The following is a 15,152-nucleotide window of genomic DNA, read 5'->3' as shown; positions in this document are numbered from 1 at the left end:
CCGGGGAGGAGGGGTCGCGTCGGTCCTGCCGCGGATCAGGCGGGGCCCTCCTGAAGCCAGCGGCGGAAGGTCGCGACCGAGTCCTTGTTGGTGAACTCCGGTACGACGTGACCATTATCGAATTCGGCGCCGCTGTGGTACGCGATCGTCGCCTCCCTGGCGACGGGGAGCGCCAGGCGACGCAGGCGTCCGCCGTGGAGCTCGGCGGGAGCGAGCTTGTCGGCCGTGCCGGCGCTGACGCGCAGACGCATGCCCTTCCACGCGTCCTGCGGCAGCCGGGCGGGGTTGGTCGCGCGCATCAGCGCCCGGTCTCCCCCGTACACGGCGAGAACGCGGTTCGACGGACTGGTATCGCGCGCCGCGAGGTCCTCGACGTCGAAGACGCTGCTGGCGTGGTACGCCCCGTAGATGTTCGGCACCATCTTCTTCGCGTAGGCCCAGCACATCATCGCTCCGCCGCCGGAGTTCGAGCGGAGGAAGCTCGCGCGGACGTCCCAGAGGTTCTGCACCCAGGCCGTGGCGGCCGTCTGCACGGCGAGCGCCGTGGGGTTGGTGTAGTTGCTCGGACCGCCGAAGTCCGGACAGATGCTGACGAAGCCCAGGTCGACGAGTGGATCGGCCGAGTACCTGTAGGCGAAGTAGAGCGACGTGTAGTCGCTGCCGCTGGCGTGGTAGAACCAGGCGACCGGCACCGAGGAGCCTGATTTCGGCTTCGCCGAGTGCGGGACGAAGAGGCGGGTGGAGTCGCCGCCGATCTTCACATCGATGATCTCGTAAGGCTTCCTGCCGTTCTTCGAGAACGCGGTGTCGAGGCGCGAGACCTCGCCCGGAAGCTTCGGGATCACGCTGTAGTTCGGCGCGGCGAGCGCCGGGGTCGCTACGAGAGCGGAGGCGGTCGCGGCGGCTCCGACAGCGGAGGCGGCGAGCAGGAGGCGGCGCGAGAGGCCGCGCGGGGTGTCAGTCATATCGAGAATCCTTCGGAGCTTTCGCCATCAGTGTCGAGTCGGCCGACCATTCCGAATTCGACGCACATGAAGTGACGTCCGGCCCCCCAACCCATTCGAGAGTGTACGGGCCGCGGATGACGCGTGGATGTCGTTCTCATCACGTCTGGTCGCTCGGGCGGGGATCAGCGGGAGGAGGGGAAGAGACGGCGGGAGAGGCCCGAGGACTTCTCGGCCGTCTCGTGCACCACGAAGGGCACGGCGGAATCGGCGGAGACGACCCGCCTCGCCGCGGCGAGTTCGAGCGTCTCGCGGGAGAGGCCCTCGATGTCGACGGTGACCGCGAGGCCGGAGTCGGCCAGGCGGGTGGCGATCTGCACCTGGTGGTCGTCGACGTGCTCGCCGAACGAGGCGCGGCGCGGAACCAGGATCGGCACCCGGCCCTGCTCGATGGCGCTGAGCGCGGTGCCCACTCCCCCGTGCGCGATGACGACGTCGGCCGCCTTCATCGCGGCGTTGAGCTCGTCGTGCGGCACGGAGTGGCGGCCGTCGATCCCGAGCCCGGAGACGTCGTTCGCTCCGGTCTGCCAGAGCACCTCCACGCCCTCGAGCAGCGGCGCGAGCGCGGCGAAGAAGCGGGGGAACGGGTAGCCGTCCTGCGTGCCGACCGAGACCACGGCGCGGCGGATCGGCTGCGGGACGACGTCCTCGACGCGGTAGGTGTCGAAGATCGAGCCGCCGAAGCTCCAGCGGTCGTCGGCCCAGGAGCGGTACTGGGTGTAGGTCGAGACGGCGGGGACCCGGGCGAGGATCCGACCGGTCATCGACGGGCCGAGCACGCGGGCGGCGCTCTCGATGTAGTGCGCGGGGATGCCGCGCGAGGCCGCGAGCGGCAGGAAGGAGAGGGCGGGGCTGGCGCCGGTGCTGAAGACGGCGTCGAAGGACCCGCGGGCCAGCAGGGAGCGGCCGATCATCGCGTTGCGGAGCACCGGCACCACGGCGCGGGGCGGCGGATCGGCGAGGTGGGTCACGCGCCGGTCGGCGAGGAGGGTGCGGCTGAGGGCGCTGTCGACGGTCGCCCAGTGCTGCTCCTCCGGGTCGACTCCGAGGAGCCCCGAGAGGGCGAACATCTCCTTGAGATGTCCGCCGCCGGAGCAGACGAAGAGATACGAAGCCATACGCGCCTTCACTGGTGATGATCGAGATAACAGGCGTGTGGATGATCGATCGTCCGCCGAGAACGACCCCCGGTCCCTGGTGCAGAAGTCGCCCGATCATAGCAGGGAGGGTCTCCGAGGGGCACTTCTCTGAGAGAACTGTTCACCTCGCCGGAAAGCGATAGGGGCTCATTCGACAGGCGATATCCGCTCACTTCTCCGGAGGGTGGAAAGCGATATCCGCTCGACTCGGGGATGACCGGGAACGCCCATCGAGCGCTCGATACCGGACTGGCCGATTCCCGTCGATCACCTGCACCGCACGGTCGGCGCGCGTAGCGTCGGACCACCGGCGCAGAGGCCGGTCGACCCAGGAGGAGTGCCATGAGCGACAACGAGCAGAACAGCCCCGTGATGGACGGAGCCGAGGACGCCAGCAACGACGAGAAGCTCGGCGGCCTGATCGACCAGGTCGAGCACGACCACGGAGCCGAGGGCGCCGGCGCGATGGCCGACGCGCTCCGCGACCGCGCCGACGAGACCGACACCGAGATCACCGAGGAGTCGGACGCGTCCGGCCCGGTCGAGGACAGCGGCACCGCCCAGGTGTGAGCGACGGGGCCCGGAGGACGACTCCGGGCCCCGCTCCCGGATCGCTGGGGAGAGCGAGCGGCCCTCCGGATCGCTCGTCAGAGCGGCCCGGCGAGCGCCGCCCGATGTGCACCGGAGCGGCCCGGTGAGCGCCGCCCGATGTGCACCGGAGCGGCTCGGTGAGCGCCGCCCCACCCCCAAAGCCCTGTTTGACGGTGCGGGATCCGCCGGTCACCATGGCCGCATGTCCTCTCTCGACGAGCTGCGCGCCACCGCGCATCCGATCCGCCTCCGCCTGCTGTCCCTGGTGACGGGAGCGGCGATGAGCGCCGCGGAGGCCGCCCGCGAGCTGCAGCTGTCGCAGGCGACGGCGAGCTACCACTTCCGCGTGCTGGAGCGCGCCGGGCTCGTGGCCGTCGTCGAGACCGTGCGCCTGCGGGGCGGCGAGGCGAAGAGGTACCGGCACGAGGCCTCCGGAAGGCCCTTCGACGTGACCGCGTCAGTGGACGCCGGGCCGGAGGAGGAGCGGGACCTGCACCTCGAGGCCCTGATCGAGGAGCTCCGGCGGCGCTCGTCGAGCCGGGCGGACGGTCCTCAGCTCTCGACGGACGCGGAGCTCTGGGTCGACCCCGAGGTCTGGCGGCGGGTCGTGCGGCACGTCGGGGAGGCGTCCGCGCTGCTGCACGCGGCGGCCCGGCCGCCGAGGACCCCCGGGACCGCGCCGGTGTCGATGACGACCGCCATGTTCCCGCTCCGCCGGCCGTGACCCGCGACGGGCGCGGGCCGCTGGCGCACGGGCCTCTCGCGCACGGCCCCTTCCGCTGGCTCCTCGCCGCCCGCACGACCGGAGTCCTCGGCAACGCCGTCGCTCCGATCGCCCTGGCCTTCGCCGTGCTGGACCTGACGGGCTCGCCGACGGACCTCGGACTCGTCGTCGCCGCGCGCTCCCTCGCCAACGTCGCCGTCCTGCTGCTCGGCGGCGTCCTCGCCGACCGGCTCCCCCGCTCCGTGATCCTCGTCGGCACCTCGCTCGCGGCAGCAGCCACTCAGGCCGCGGTCGCCGTGACGGTGATCACGGGGACGGCGACCGTCGCGGCCCTGGTCGTGCTCAGCGTGCTCAACGGCGCCGTCGCGGCGATGAGCCTGCCCGCCGCGGCCGCCCTCGTCCCCGAGACGGTGCCGGTCGGCGAGCTCCGCCCGGCCAACGCCCTGCTCCGCCTGGGCCTGAACGCCGGGAGCATCGTCGGCGCCTCGGGCGGGGCCGCGCTCGTCGCACTGGTGGGTCCCGGGTGGGGGCTGGCGGTCGACGCCGCGGGCTTCGCCCTGGCCGCGGTCCTCTACTCCCGTGTGCGGCTGCCGCGGACGGTCCGCTCGGGCCCGGGCGCCTCCGTCCTCGCCGACCTCCGCGAGGGGTGGCGGGAGTTCACGAGCCGGCGCTGGGTGTGGATCGTCGTGGCGCAGTTCACCGCCGTCAACGCCGCGTTCGTCGGCGCGACCACGGTCCTCGGCCCGGTCGTCGCCGACCGGTCCTTCGGCCGAGCGGCATGGGGACTCGTGATCGCCGCGCAGACCGTCGGCCTGGTGATCGGGGCCGTGATCGCGCTGCGCTGGCGGCCCCCGCCGGGCGCTCGGGGCGGGCGTCGCCCTCATGGCAGTGACGGCCGTCCCGGTCGCCGCCCTCGGGATCCTCCCGGCGCTCCCCGCCCTCCTCCTCGCCTTCGCCCTCGGCGGAGTCGCGCTCGAGATCTTCGCCATCGCCTGGGACCAGTCGCTGCAGACCCACGTCCCCCGCGAGGCGCTCGCCCGGGTCTACTCCTACGACATGGTCGGCTCCTTCCTCGCCGTGCCGCTCGGGGAGGCGCTCGTGGGCCCGCTCGCCGACCCCGTCGGGCTCGACCGCACCCTGCTCGGCTGCGCCGCGGTCGTCCTCGTCGCCTCGCTCCTCGCGGCCTCCAGCAGGAGCGTCCGCGGGGTGGGCACGGACCGTCCGCGGCCGCAGACGCTCTAGCGCGTCCCGGGAGGTGCGGGTGAGGGGGCGAGCGGTCGGAGGTGCCGGAGGATCGCGGTCGCGACCGCCCCGGGGGCCTCGCGCTGCACGAAGTGGCCGACGCCGTCGAGCTCGATCAGCTCGCGGCCTGCGGAGAAGTACCTGCCGTTCGCCCGTGCGAGGGCGGGCGTCTCGCAGCCGTCGGCCGTCCCGAGAAGGAAGGTCGTCGGCGCGTCGAGGCGCGGCCAGGCGTCGAGGGCCTCCTGCGCGGCGCGGTACACGGCCCGGCCGGGCGCCTCCCCGGCGCCGTGCCGGTAGTAGTCGACGACCGTGTCGGCGAAGCCGCTGGTCGCCGTCGCCGCGAGGACCTCCTCCAGGGCCTCCGGCGGGAGGGAGCCCGGAGGCGACCACTCCCGCCAGGCCCAGCGGACGAGCTGCGCCGGGTCGCCCCGGAACGCCTCAGCTCCCGCGGCCGTGCAGAGCCAGTAGCGGTACCAGGCGGCGGCGGCGTCGTCGAGGACCTCGCCGCCGCTCAGCTCGCTCGACGGTCCGTACGCGGTGGCGAGGGTGACCAGTGCGCGACCCGCTCGGGCGCGAGCGCCGCGACGGCGTGAGCGGTCCGCGCTCCCCAGTCGTGGCCGACGAGCACGACAGGCCCGAGGTCGAGCGCCTCGAGGAGATCGAGCAGGTCGGTGGCCAGCGCGGCGACTTGCCCGGACCGCGCCCCGGGGTCGACGACACGGGTCCGCCCGACCCCGCGCAGGAAGGGGCGCACCACCCGGAGCCCGGGGGGGGAAGCAGCTCCAGGACGCCGTCCCAGGTGGCGGGGACGTCGGGGAAGCCGTGCACGAGCACGAGCGGAGTGCCGTCCTCCGGTCCCTCGTCGAGGTAGTGGATGTCGGTGAAGCGCGTGGACAGGACGCGCGCACCCGTCCCCTCCTGCTCCGGCCCGTCCGAACGGGAGTGCCGCGGCCCGCTCACGGGCGGTAGAGGGAGTCGATGGGGACCTCGCGGCTCGAGCCGTCCCGGGTGGTGATCGTGACCGTGCCGGCGGGCCCGGCGGCGAGACCGTCGGACGAGGGCCACCAGGCGGTCCAGGAGCCGCCCTCGAGGGTCGCGACGACCGGCTCGACGCCGGCCTCGTTCAGCACCACCGATTCCACGTCCGCGCCCGCGAAGCCGACCGCGTAGATCAGAGCGGCGTCCCCCTCTCCGAAGGTTCCGGCCGAGCTGAGCTGGACCGCGTCCGCGGCGAGGGGGCCGACCGGTGCGGCGTCCGCCACCTCCCACATCCCCGCGCCGTTCCCGGCGCTGAGGCAGTAGTAGAGGGAGTCGTCGAAGCGGTAGATCATCGAGGCGGCGTCGCCGCGCGCGTCGAGGTGCGAGACCTCCGCCGGCCCGGCCTCGCCGTTGGGGCTCTGCAGGTTCGTCGCGCACCACTGCGTCGCCGACTGCCCGAGCTCGGAGCTCGGCAGGAGGCGCTCGGGGATCGCGGTCCAGGAGGCGAGCACCGCGCGGTTCAGCCCGACGGAGCCGGTGCCGGGGATGAGACCCGGGACCACGACGACCACCGCGGCTGCGGCTGCGGCGGCCAGGAGCACGGTCGCCGCGCCGGCGACGGCCCAGTCGCGGGGGCGGAAGAAACGGGGAGCGGACGCGTCCTCGCTGACCAGGATCTCGCCGAGGAGCGCGTCCCGACCTGCGGCCTCGGCCGCGGAGAGAGGGGTGCGGGGCTCGGCGTCGTGCGCGCGGAGCAGGTCGAGGAGCTGGTCGGTCATGAGAGGGTCCGTTCTGCCGTGCCGGAGAGGAGCGTGGAGTCGAGGGGGGCGAGCAGCGCCGCCAGCCGCCGCTTCGCGCGGGTGAGCCGCATCGCGTAGGCGGCCCGGGAGCAGCCGAGCACCTGCGCCGCCTCGGCCTGCGGGAGGTCCTCCCACACGTGGAGGGCCAGAGCCTCCTGCTCGGCGAGGGGCAGCCGCTTCCACGCGCTCTCCAGGTCGAGGCGGTCGCCGACCGACGGGTCGGCCTGCTCCTCCGGGGCGAGGGTCCCGATCCGCACGGCCAGCGCCTGCCGGCGGTTCTCGCCGCGGGCGGCGTTGAGGATCGCGTGCCGGGCGGTGCCGAACAGCCAGGGCCGCACGTTCTCCGGCAGGTCCTGCCGGCGACGCCAGGCGGCGAGGAAGGTCTCGCCGACGATGTCGTCGACCGTCGCGGCGGGAGCGCGGCGGCGGACGAAGCGGAGCAGGTCGTCGAAGTGGGCGCGGTACAGCTCGGAGAAGTCGTCTCGGGAGCGGATGCTCATGGTTCCCCTTTCGCGGAGTCACAGGTACATGTCCGGCTGCGGCGGCGATGCAACATCCGTGTCGGCGGGAGTCCCGCTGGGGCGGTGGCCGCGGCGTCCTGCGCGGCGCTCCGTGTCCGGGCAGGATCCACCGCGCGGGGGAGGTCCTGCGAGCGGCAGGCGGCGATCCGCATCGACCGCACGCCGGAGAGGAGGGGCCCTCGGCGGGTGGCGGGCTGTCGGAGGGAGCAGCGGACGCGCGGTCATCCCCGAGGCGCACCGGACGCGACTCCCGGACGACGCACCGGACTCCTCCGGCCCGGGACTCTGGCAGAACGCCGCCGAGCCTCTGCTCCCGGCGCCCGTCCCGCCCAAGGAGACCTTCGTGAACCGCGCCCTCGCTTCCGCCGCCGCCTCAGCCCTCGTCGTCGTCGACGTCGTCCAGCGCGCCGCTGACGCCCGATGACCGGCTCCGGGAAGCCGGCCGGCGATCAGGCTCCGCTCCGCCTCGCGCTCGTGCACGTCGACTTCTGGTCGGCCGTGAAGCTCTCGTTCCTGCTCGGCCTCGCGCTCGCGGTACTCGGCCTCGTCGCCGTCCTGGTCGCCCATCCGCTGCTCGTGCACTCGGACCTCTTCACCCAGGCCGACACGCTCCTCGGGCAGGTCGTCGGCGATCAGGTCGACCTCGACGCGATCCTCTCGCTGCCGAACGTGCTGGGCTTCGCGCTCGTCGGAGCCGTGCTGAACACCGTCGTCGCCACCGCCCTGGGCGGGGTGGGGGCGCTGCTCTTCGGATCCGCCGCCGCCCTCGCGGGCGGGCTCCCGGTCGACCTCGCCCGGCACTGAGGGGCTCCGCTCCGACTAGGCCGCGAGCCCTCCCTCGGGAACCGGGGACGGACGGTCGTCACCGAGGAGCGGCGCCTGCTCGGGCTCGGCGGCGACGACCATGTCGCGCCCGGACGCGGGGGTGAGGAGCTCGCGCAGCCAGAGGCGGTTCACGGCGTGCAGACGGGGACGATCGAAGCGGTACTCCAGCACCGCGTTCGGCTGCACGAGGATCGCGTGCGAGCGCGGCTCCGACTCCTGCAGCGTCCTCCAGGTCAAGCGGAACGGCTGTCCCTGCTCCATCCGCGCGCGCACCGCGATCCGCACGTGCGCGAGCGTCCGGTCCTCGAACTCGATCCGGCGCCGCCAGGCGCCGAAGATCAGCACTCCCACAGGGGCTCTCCTCATCGTGTCGGTCGAGCAGCCCGCAGAACGGCAGGGGCGGCGGGCGCGAGGCTCGCAGGGCCGGACCGCCATCGGACGGTCCGGTCGTGGGGACCGGAGTAGAGGTGGGTCCGAGGCTGGTCCCTTCCCGGAGGTGTGCGGACGGAGTGCGCTCCCGCGTCAGTCGGCGAAGATCGCGCCGACCGGCTCGCGCTTCTCGGCCTGGAAGCGGTCCTCGGCGCGGCCGAGAGCCCAGTAGGCCGAGAGCGAGAGCGCCCGGCGCTCCACGCCCCACTCGTCCTGCAGGAGGGCGCGCAGCTGCTTCATCGCGGTGCGCTCGCCGTGCGCGAAGACCTCGAGCACGCCCTCGGGCCTCGGCTCGGCCCGGACGGCCGCGACCAGCGCCCGGCCGGCCTCGAGACCGCCGCGGTGCAGCCAGCGCACCTCCACTCCGGCCGGAGCGGGAAGCGCGAGCTCGTCGGCGGCCGAGTCCACCTCGATCAGGACCAGGCCGCGCGCGTGCGCGGACATCCCCTCGAGGGCGGAGGCGATCGCCGGCAGAGCGGAGTCGTCGCCGAGCAGCAGGTGCACGGCCTCGGGGTCGGCGCTCGGCGACCAGGCGCCGCCGGGCGCGGAGAGGGCGATCCGGTCGCCGGGAGCCGCGGCGAGCGCCCACGGTCCCGCCACCCCTTCGTCGCCATGCACGACGAAGTCGACGGCGATCGAGCGCCGCTCGAGGTCGACCGAGCGGACGGTGTAGGTGCGGCGCACGGGCAGCTGCTCGGGGGCGACGCTCGCCCGGAGCGCGTCGAGGTCGAAGGGCGGCTGGAGGTCGGAGCCGCGCGGCGGGAGCAGGAGCTTCACGTAGCGGTCGGTCGCGGCGAGGCGGTCGGGGTCGGACTCGGCGAGGAACGCGTCGAGCCCGTCGCCGCCGAGGTGCACGCGGACCAGGTGGCCGGTGAGGCGCTCGGTGCGCAGCACGGTGAGCACGTGCTGGCTGCGGGCGCGGCGCGGGCGGTCGGGGGACGGGGCGGCGTCGGTCATCCGCCCAGCATGCCCGGTCGTGCTCGGTGCGGGCCGAGTGCAGCCCGCTCGCGGGCGGGCGCCGAGGGGTCACGATCGGTCGCTTCGGGAGGGAGGAAGGAGCCGTTCGTGACGCATCGGAGCAGGCCGGAGGCACGGCCGGGACGTCGCGGCGGCGCCGAGCGCGAGGCGGCGGCGCGGGCGCGCCTGCGGACGAGCGGGCGCCGAGGGGTCACGAACGGTCGCTTCGGAAGGGAGGAAGGGACCGTTCGTGACGCATCGGAGCAGGCCGCGGCGAGGCCGGGACGTCGCGGCGGCGCCGAGCGCGAGGCGGCGGCGCGGGCGCGCGTGCGGACGAGCGGGCGTCGAGGGGTCACGAACGGTTGCTTCGGGAGGACGGAAGGAGCCGTTCGCGACGCATCGGAGCAGGCCGGGACGTCGCGGCGGCGCCGAGCGCGAGGCGGCGGCGCGGGCGCGCGTGCGGACGAGCGGGCGTCGAGGGGTCACGAACGGTCGCTTCCGACGGGTGGAGGGGACCGTTCTCGACGCATCGGAGCGGGCCGGGGGCACGGCCGGGACATCCGGCGCCCAGCGCGAGGCGGCGGCGCGGGCGCGCGTGCGGACGAACGGGCGCCGACGGGTCACGAACGGTCGCTTCGGGAGGACGGAAGGAGCCGTTCGTGACGCATCGGAGCAGGCCGAGGGCACGGACGGGGCATTGCGGCGGGGATCCGCGCGAGGCGGCGGCGCGGGCGGGCGCTGATCCGTCGCTCACGGCCTGCGGAGGAGCGCAGGACGGGCCGTCCGCGACGGATCGGAGCGGGCCGGGCGCGACTGGGCGCCGCATGCGGAGCGAGCGCGGGCCTGCCGGAGGGCGCCGGGCGTCGATCCGTCACGAACGGCCCGTGCGGGAGGACGGATCGGAGCGGGCGGCCGGAGGCCGGGCCGACGGAGCGGAGCGGACAGCAGCGCCCGTCGGCGGAGCGGGCGGCGCCGCGGCCGGTCAGCGACGGGTGGGAGCGGGCCGCCGGAGGCCCGGACCGACGGAGCGGAGCGGACAGCAGCGCACGCGGGCGGGGCGGGCGGCGCCGCGGCCGGTCAGCGACGGCTGGGAGCGGGCGGCCGGAGGCCCCGGCCGACGGAGGGGAGCGGACAGCAGCGCACGTCGGCGGAGCGGGTGGCGCCCCGGCCGACGGCCCGGCGGACGGCCCGGCGGGCGGCCGGTGGCGCGAGGTGCGCTCGCGCGGGGCGCGGCGGCGGGGGCGCGCCTACTCTCGCGGGATGACTGCGACGGCTCCGCGACTCCGGCACGACCGACTGGTCGCCCCCGACGTGCTGCGCGGAGTGGCGGTGGCTGCCATGCTCGTCGCGCACGCGATGCCGCTCGTGCCGAGCGCGCGCACGGGAGTGGTCGGGTTCCTGGCGTGGAACGTCAACGATCTCGCGTCGCCGCTGTTCGCGCTGGTGATGGGGATGTCGGCGGCCCTGGTGCTCGCGCGGCCCGGTGCCTCGCCCGGGCGGGTGCTGCTGCGGAACGCGATCCGCGGCGCGGTGCTCGTGGCGCTCGGCGTCTGGCTCGAGACCTGGGGCAGCTGGATCGCGATCGTGCTGCAGTACCTCGGCGTCGTGCTCGTGCTCGGCACGCCGCTGCTGCTCCTCCGCTCCCGGACGATCGCCGCGCTGGCCGCTGTGCTCGCGCTCGCCGCCGGGCCCGTGAACGCCGCGGTCGCCGCCGCCGCATCCGGCTCTCCGCTCGCCCTCTGGCTCTTCAGCGGGCCGAGCTACCGCGCGACCAACCTGCTCCCCTTCTTCCTCCTCGGAGCCCTGCTGCTGCGGCACGGCGCGCAGCGGGACCGGCTGCTGCCGGTGCTCGCGGCGGTCGCGGTCGTCGCGTATCCGGTGCGGCCGCTGGTCGCGCTCCTGCTCGGCGTGGAGTCGCCCTCCGGCAGCCTCCCGGACACCCTGCACGACCTCGGGCTCGTGCTCCTGGCCTACGTCGCGGTGGTGCTGTCGACCACGTCGCGCTCCCCCGCTGTCCAGCGGCTGCTGGTGCCGCTCCGGGCGATCGGCACGCTCGCGCTCTCGGTCTACGTGCTGCAGGTGGCTCTCGTCGCGGCGCTCGCGCGGGCGGGCCTCGGCTACTCCGCCGACACTCCGCTCGCCGCTCTCGCCCTCGTGCTCGGGCTGTGCGCGGCCGCCGTGCTGTGGTGGCGGTTCCTCGGTGCGGGTCCCGTCGAGCGGCTGACGGCGCGGCTCACCGGGCTCGTGCCGCGCTGAGCCGCCCGGCCGCCCGGCTGGGTCCGCGGCGAGGACCTGAGCCCGCTGCGGTCCGCGGCGAGCTCGCCTGAGCTCGCGTCGGACCGCGGCGAGCTCGCCTGAGCCCGCGTCGGGCCGCGGCGACCCCGGCTGAGCCCCCGGCACCCGACGGCCCGCGCACGGGCCGCCGGGCGTCCCCTCCCTCAGCGCGCGAGCGCCGACGCCTCCTTCGCGAGGGCCGGGCCGTGCGCCGCGAGCACCAGGTCGCGCACCGCGGTGGCCGGGAGCGACGCGGCTCCGGCCGGCAGCAGGTCCGCGTCCGAGGCCAGCACGAGCGGAGTGTCCGACGACGAGGACGGCAGCCTCCCGTGCGTGCCGCGCACGAGCGACGCGTCCAGGGGCACCAGGTTCATCGCGTAGCGCAGCCCCAGTGCCTTCTTGGCCAGGTTGCCCGCCGCCTTCGCCTTCACCAGCGGGTCGGCCGGGTCGAAGAAGAGCTCGGCCGGGTCGTAGCCGGGCTTGCGGTGGATGTCGACGCCGCGGGCAAAGTCGGGCGCGCGGTCGTCGTCGAGCCAGTAGTAGTAGGTGAACCACGCCCCCGGCCGGGCGACCACGACGAACTCGCCCGAGCGCTCGTGGTCGAGGCCGTAGCGGGCCTGCGCCTCCCGGTCGAGCACCTCGTCGACGCCGTCGAGCCCCTCGAGGATCGAGCGCACCCGCGGCAGGTCCGCCGCGTCCTGCACGTAGACGTGCGCGACCTGGTGGTCGGCGACGGCGAACGCGCGCGACGTCCACGGGTCCAGCTGCTCGCGGCCGTCCTGCACGTAGACCTCGAGCAGGCCCTCGCGGCGGAGCGCCCGGTTCACGTCGACCGGAGTGTCGGCGTCGGCGATCCCGTACTCGGCGACCACGATCACCGACGCGCCCAGCGCCTCCGCGTCGTCGAGCAGCGGAGCGAGCACCACGTCGAGCTCCGACGCGGCCCGGCGCGCCTCGGGCGAGTCCGGTCCGAAGCGCTGGAGGTCGTAGTCGAGGTGCGGCAGGTACGCCGTGGTCAGCTCGGGCGGGCCGGAGCCGTCGCCCGCCAGCACATGCCGGGTCGCGTCGACCATCCACTGGGTCGAGCGGAGCGACGCGGTCGGCCCCCAGTACTGGAACAGCGGGAAGGCGCCGAAGCGCGAGACCAGCTCGTCGTGCAGCGCCGGCGGGCGCACGTACGCGTCCGGCGACTTGCGGCCGTCGGCGTGGTAGATCGGGCGCGGAGTGACGGTGACGTCGGTCGTCGCCCCCATCGCGTACCACCAGCCGATGTTGGCCGCGCGGTACGGCTCCCCGCTCAGCCGGCGCGCGGTCTCCCAGACCTTCTCTCCCGTGACCAGGCGGTTGTGCTGGCGCCACAGGTGCACCTCGCCGAGGTCGCGGAAGTACCAGCCGTTGCCGACGATCCCGTGCTGCGCGGGCATCGAGCCGGTGAGCATGGTCGACTGCACGCTGCAGGTGACCGCGGGCAGGACCGTGTCCAGCGGCAGGCGCCCGCCCGCGCGGGCCAGCCGAGAGAGGCGGGGCATGTCGGCGAGCGCCGTCGAGGTCAGCCCGACCACGTCGAGCAGCAGCACGGGCCTCACAGCGCCGCCGCCTGCGGGAGGAGGGGCGCCAGCAGCGCCTCTCGGGAGGCGGGCGTGAGCAGGTGCGCGGCCGCCCAGGCGAGCTCGGCGCCGATGCCCGTCGAGAGGTCGCTCGGGGCGTCGGCGAGCACCGACCAGGTGTAGGTCTCGACGTCGAGGTGGATCTCGTCGTACGGCCAGGCGGCGTCGACCGCCGAGACCGCCTCCGCCAGGACGGCAGTGGTCGCCGAGAGCGGCGCCTCCGGCCGGTGGTGCAGCGGCACGTGGAAGTGCACGCGCCACGGGCCGGTGCCGGGGAGCGTGTCCAGCGCCTCGGGCAGGTCGTCGACGCGGAGCACTCCGTCGATCCCGTTCTCGCGGGTCTGGTGCAGGTAGCGCTTCTCGACGAACGGGGTGAGCGCGGCGCGGCCCGAGGGGTCCTCCAGGTGGAGCGCGGCGGAGGCCTGCACCTTGACCACGCGCAGGCCCGCGTCGCGGATGCGGCGGACGGCCGAGACCGGGTCGGCGAAGGAGACGGCGAGGTGGCAGGTGTCGAGGCACACGCCCACGTACGCCGGGTCGACCACTCCGATCCGCGGGTGCAGCCAGTCGACGACGTCGTCCACGGTGTCGAGGATGCAGCCGGGCTCGGGCTCGATCGCCAGGCGGATCGCGTGGCCGGTGGAGCGGCGCAGGTCGCGCAGCTCCTCGACGAGCCGGGCGAGGTTGCGGCAGGCGGCCTCGTCCTGCTCCCGTCCCCAGCCCTCGCGCCAGCCCAGCGGCAGCGTCGAGATGCTGCCGTCGGCGCCGGCGGGCAGCAGGTCGGCCAGGATCCGCGCGCAGTCGATCGTGTACTGCAGGCGCTCCGGCGTGGTCCAGTCGGGGCGGTAGACGTCGAGCTTCACGACCTCGGCGTGGAACGCGGCGTACGGGAACGCGTTGAGCGTGCGCACCTCCAGGCCGTTGCGCTGCAGGGCCGCGCGGAGGACGGCGCGGTCCTCGGCGCTGGCGACCAGGCGGGCCGCGAGGTCGCGCGGGATCCACAGGCCGACTCCGACCAGGGCGAGCCCGGCGGCCACGCGCGCGGGCCCGGCGTAGACGTCGAGCTGGCGGACGACCCCGGCCAGGTCCTCGGCGGGATGGACGTTGGTGCAGTAGGAGAGGTGCATCACACGACCTCCGCCACGCGCGGCGCGCCCCGGAGCACGGAGTTGCCCTCGAAGGTGCGGCCGGCCGACTCCTGCACGTCGAAGCCCGCGACGGGCGAGAGGTCCAGGCGTCCGCTCTGCCCGTAGAACTCGACCGGGTTCTGCCAGAGCAGCCGGTCCACGTCGCCCGCGCTGAAGCCGGCGACGAGGAGGAGGCGGCCGGTCTTCGCGGTCGTGAGCGGGTCGGAGCGGCCCCAGTCGGCGGCGGAGTTGACCAGCACGCGGTCCAGCCCGATCCGCTCGACCAGCGTCACCAGGCGGGTCTCGTCCATCTTCGTGTCGGGGTAGATGGAGAAGCCCATCCAGCAGCCGGAGTCGCGGACCGCGTCGACGGTGACCTCGTTGAGGTGGTCGACGAGGACCCGCCCGGGCTCGAGACCCGAGTCGGCGACGACCTCGAGGGTCCGGCGGGTGCCCGACTCCTTGTCGCGGTGCGGGGTGTGCACCATCGCGGGGAGGCCGTGCTCGCCGGCGAGCTCGAGCTGCTGGCGGAAGACCTGGTCCTCCTCGGGGGTGAGCGAGTCGTAGCCGGTCTCGCCGACCGCGACGACGCCGTCCTTGGCGAGGTAGCGGTCGAGCTCGGGCAGGACGGCCCGGCAGCGCGGGTCGTTCGCCTCCTTCGGGTTGAGCCCGATGGTGCAGTGGTGGCGGATGCCGAACTGCGCGGCGCGGAAGCGCTCCCAGCCGATCAGGGCGTCGAAGTAGTCCGTGAACGAGCCGACGTTCGTGCGCGGCTGTCCGAGCCAGAAGGAGGGTTCGACGACCGCGCGGACGCCGGCGTCGAACATCGCCTGGTAGTCGTCGGTGGTGCGGGAGGTCATGTGGATGTGCGGGTCGAAGATGCGCATCGTCGCGCCTTTCTCATCGGTGGTGGTGCCCCGCGGTCGGGGCGGCG

Annotated in this window: 16 protein-coding genes and 1 pseudogene; 6 read left to right on the top strand and 11 right to left on the bottom strand. The window is 74.7% G+C overall.

Annotated features, from left to right (window positions below; genetic code table 11):
* Nucleotides 1–35: 35 nt before the first annotated feature.
* Nucleotides 36–965, bottom strand: coding sequence for a S9 family peptidase (locus C5C35_RS12860; protein WP_104260671.1), 930 nt, complete (start codon nucleotides 963–965; stop codon nucleotides 36–38).
* 164 nt (nucleotides 966–1,129) lie between these two features.
* Nucleotides 1,130–2,122, bottom strand: coding sequence for a glycosyltransferase (locus tag C5C35_RS12855; RefSeq protein ID WP_104260670.1), 993 nt, complete (start codon nucleotides 2,120–2,122; stop codon nucleotides 1,130–1,132).
* A gap of 363 nt (nucleotides 2,123–2,485) precedes the next feature.
* On the opposite strand from C5C35_RS12855, the gene C5C35_RS12850 reads away from it, so the two are divergent.
* The 4 genes and pseudogenes from C5C35_RS12850 to C5C35_RS17300 all read left to right on the top strand — a co-directional run bounded on the left by C5C35_RS12850 (nucleotide 2,486) and on the right by C5C35_RS17300 (nucleotide 4,700).
* Complete coding sequence (locus C5C35_RS12850) at nucleotides 2,486–2,713, top strand: hypothetical protein (RefSeq protein ID WP_104222474.1); 228 nt, start codon at nucleotides 2,486–2,488, stop codon at nucleotides 2,711–2,713.
* Nucleotides 2,714–2,936: 223 nt separating this feature from the next.
* On the top strand, nucleotides 2,937–3,458 hold the full coding sequence (locus C5C35_RS12845; protein WP_104222473.1) for a helix-turn-helix domain-containing protein: 522 nt from the start codon (nucleotides 2,937–2,939) through the stop codon (nucleotides 3,456–3,458).
* Nucleotides 3,455–4,246, top strand: a pseudogene (locus tag C5C35_RS17305) (MFS transporter); the annotation flags it as partial. The gene C5C35_RS12845 and the pseudogene C5C35_RS17305, both read left to right, overlap by 4 nt.
* Nucleotides 4,247–4,340: 94 nt before the next feature.
* Nucleotides 4,341–4,700 (top strand): hypothetical protein, encoded by a 360-nt coding sequence (locus C5C35_RS17300; protein WP_258066333.1) that lies wholly within the window; start codon nucleotides 4,341–4,343, stop codon nucleotides 4,698–4,700.
* Here the strand turns inward: C5C35_RS17300 and C5C35_RS12835 are convergent.
* The 4 genes from C5C35_RS12835 to C5C35_RS12820 all read right to left on the bottom strand — a co-directional run bounded on the left by C5C35_RS12835 (nucleotide 4,697) and on the right by C5C35_RS12820 (nucleotide 6,978).
* Entirely contained in the window at nucleotides 4,697–4,960 is a 264-nt protein-coding gene (locus tag C5C35_RS12835) for an alpha/beta fold hydrolase (protein ID WP_104263232.1), read from the bottom strand. The two genes, C5C35_RS17300 and C5C35_RS12835, sit on opposite strands and share 4 nt — an antisense overlap.
* Nucleotides 4,961–5,211: 251 nt before the next feature.
* A complete protein-coding gene (locus tag C5C35_RS12830; RefSeq protein WP_181134087.1) occupies nucleotides 5,212–5,457 on the bottom strand; it encodes an alpha/beta fold hydrolase in 246 nt (81 codons plus the stop codon).
* A gap of 199 nt (nucleotides 5,458–5,656) precedes the next feature.
* Nucleotides 5,657–6,457, bottom strand: coding sequence for a hypothetical protein (locus C5C35_RS12825; protein ID WP_104263230.1), 801 nt, complete (start codon nucleotides 6,455–6,457; stop codon nucleotides 5,657–5,659).
* Nucleotides 6,454–6,978 carry an RNA polymerase sigma factor gene (locus C5C35_RS12820; protein ID WP_104263229.1) on the bottom strand — a complete coding sequence of 175 codons (525 nt, stop codon included), beginning with the start codon at nucleotides 6,976–6,978 and terminating at the stop codon, nucleotides 6,454–6,456. The genes C5C35_RS12825 and C5C35_RS12820 overlap by 4 nt, the downstream gene beginning before the upstream one ends.
* 441 nt (nucleotides 6,979–7,419) lie before the next feature.
* On the opposite strand from C5C35_RS12820, the gene C5C35_RS12815 reads away from it, so the two are divergent.
* The gene (locus C5C35_RS12815) at nucleotides 7,420–7,803 is read left to right on the top strand and encodes a DUF3566 domain-containing protein (RefSeq protein ID WP_104263228.1); all 384 of its coding nucleotides are present in this window, start codon (nucleotides 7,420–7,422) and stop codon (nucleotides 7,801–7,803) included.
* Nucleotides 7,804–7,818: 15 nt separating this feature from the next.
* On the opposite strand, the gene C5C35_RS12810 is transcribed toward C5C35_RS12815, so the two are convergent.
* Nucleotides 7,819–8,190, bottom strand: coding sequence for a hypothetical protein (locus C5C35_RS12810; protein WP_146084607.1), 372 nt, complete (start codon nucleotides 8,188–8,190; stop codon nucleotides 7,819–7,821).
* 156 nt (nucleotides 8,191–8,346) lie between these two features.
* A complete protein-coding gene (locus tag C5C35_RS12805) occupies nucleotides 8,347–9,210 on the bottom strand; it encodes a siderophore-interacting protein (RefSeq protein ID WP_104263226.1) in 864 nt (287 codons plus the stop codon).
* A 1,260-nt stretch (nucleotides 9,211–10,470) separates the two neighbouring features.
* Here C5C35_RS12805 and C5C35_RS12800 point away from each other — a divergent pair.
* Nucleotides 10,471–11,466 (top strand): DUF418 domain-containing protein, encoded by a 996-nt coding sequence (locus C5C35_RS12800; RefSeq protein WP_104263225.1) that lies wholly within the window; start codon nucleotides 10,471–10,473, stop codon nucleotides 11,464–11,466.
* A gap of 182 nt (nucleotides 11,467–11,648) precedes the next feature.
* On the opposite strand, the gene C5C35_RS12795 is transcribed toward C5C35_RS12800, so the two are convergent.
* The 3 genes from C5C35_RS12795 to C5C35_RS12785 are packed head-to-tail and all read right to left on the bottom strand — an operon-like array spanning nucleotide 11,649 to nucleotide 15,105.
* Entirely contained in the window at nucleotides 11,649–13,070 is a 1,422-nt protein-coding gene (locus C5C35_RS12795) for an alkaline phosphatase family protein (RefSeq protein ID WP_104260663.1), read from the bottom strand.
* A complete protein-coding gene (gene eboE, locus C5C35_RS12790) occupies nucleotides 13,067–14,218 on the bottom strand; it encodes a metabolite traffic protein EboE (protein ID WP_104222467.1) in 1,152 nt (383 codons plus the stop codon). Before eboE ends, C5C35_RS12795 begins: the two co-directional genes overlap by 4 nt.
* Complete coding sequence (locus C5C35_RS12785; protein ID WP_104222466.1) at nucleotides 14,218–15,105, bottom strand: TatD family hydrolase; 888 nt, start codon at nucleotides 15,103–15,105, stop codon at nucleotides 14,218–14,220. Before C5C35_RS12785 ends, eboE begins: the two co-directional genes overlap by 1 nt.
* Between the last annotated feature and the right edge of the window lie 47 nt (nucleotides 15,106–15,152).

Origin of the sequence: Rathayibacter sp. AY1F8, assembly GCF_002932165.1 — a bacterium.
Lineage (GTDB): Bacteria > Actinomycetota > Actinomycetes > Actinomycetales > Microbacteriaceae > Rathayibacter.
This window is presented reverse-complemented; position numbering and strand designations above follow the sequence as displayed.

Coding starts and splice junctions, on each gene's coding strand:
- C5C35_RS12860 (WP_104260671.1), bottom strand. CDS start 965: ATGACTGACACCCCGCGCGGCCTCTCGCGCCGCCTCCTGCTCGCCGCC.
- C5C35_RS12855 (WP_104260670.1), bottom strand. CDS start 2,122: ATGGCTTCGTATCTCTTCGTCTGCTCCGGCGGCGGACATCTCAAGGAG.
- C5C35_RS12850 (WP_104222474.1), top strand. CDS start 2,486: ATGAGCGACAACGAGCAGAACAGCCCCGTGATGGACGGAGCCGAGGAC.
- C5C35_RS12845 (WP_104222473.1), top strand. CDS start 2,937: ATGTCCTCTCTCGACGAGCTGCGCGCCACCGCGCATCCGATCCGCCTC.
- C5C35_RS17300 (WP_258066333.1), top strand. CDS start 4,341: ATGGCAGTGACGGCCGTCCCGGTCGCCGCCCTCGGGATCCTCCCGGCG.
- C5C35_RS12825 (WP_104263230.1), bottom strand. CDS start 6,457: ATGACCGACCAGCTCCTCGACCTGCTCCGCGCGCACGACGCCGAGCCC.
- C5C35_RS12820 (WP_104263229.1), bottom strand. CDS start 6,978: ATGAGCATCCGCTCCCGAGACGACTTCTCCGAGCTGTACCGCGCCCAC.
- C5C35_RS12815 (WP_104263228.1), top strand. CDS start 7,420: ATGACCGGCTCCGGGAAGCCGGCCGGCGATCAGGCTCCGCTCCGCCTC.
- C5C35_RS12810 (WP_146084607.1), bottom strand. CDS start 8,190: ATGAGGAGAGCCCCTGTGGGAGTGCTGATCTTCGGCGCCTGGCGGCGC.
- C5C35_RS12805 (WP_104263226.1), bottom strand. CDS start 9,210: ATGACCGACGCCGCCCCGTCCCCCGACCGCCCGCGCCGCGCCCGCAGC.
- C5C35_RS12800 (WP_104263225.1), top strand. CDS start 10,471: ATGACTGCGACGGCTCCGCGACTCCGGCACGACCGACTGGTCGCCCCC.
- eboE (WP_104222467.1), bottom strand. CDS start 14,218: ATGCACCTCTCCTACTGCACCAACGTCCATCCCGCCGAGGACCTGGCC.
- C5C35_RS12785 (WP_104222466.1), bottom strand. CDS start 15,105: ATGCGCATCTTCGACCCGCACATCCACATGACCTCCCGCACCACCGAC.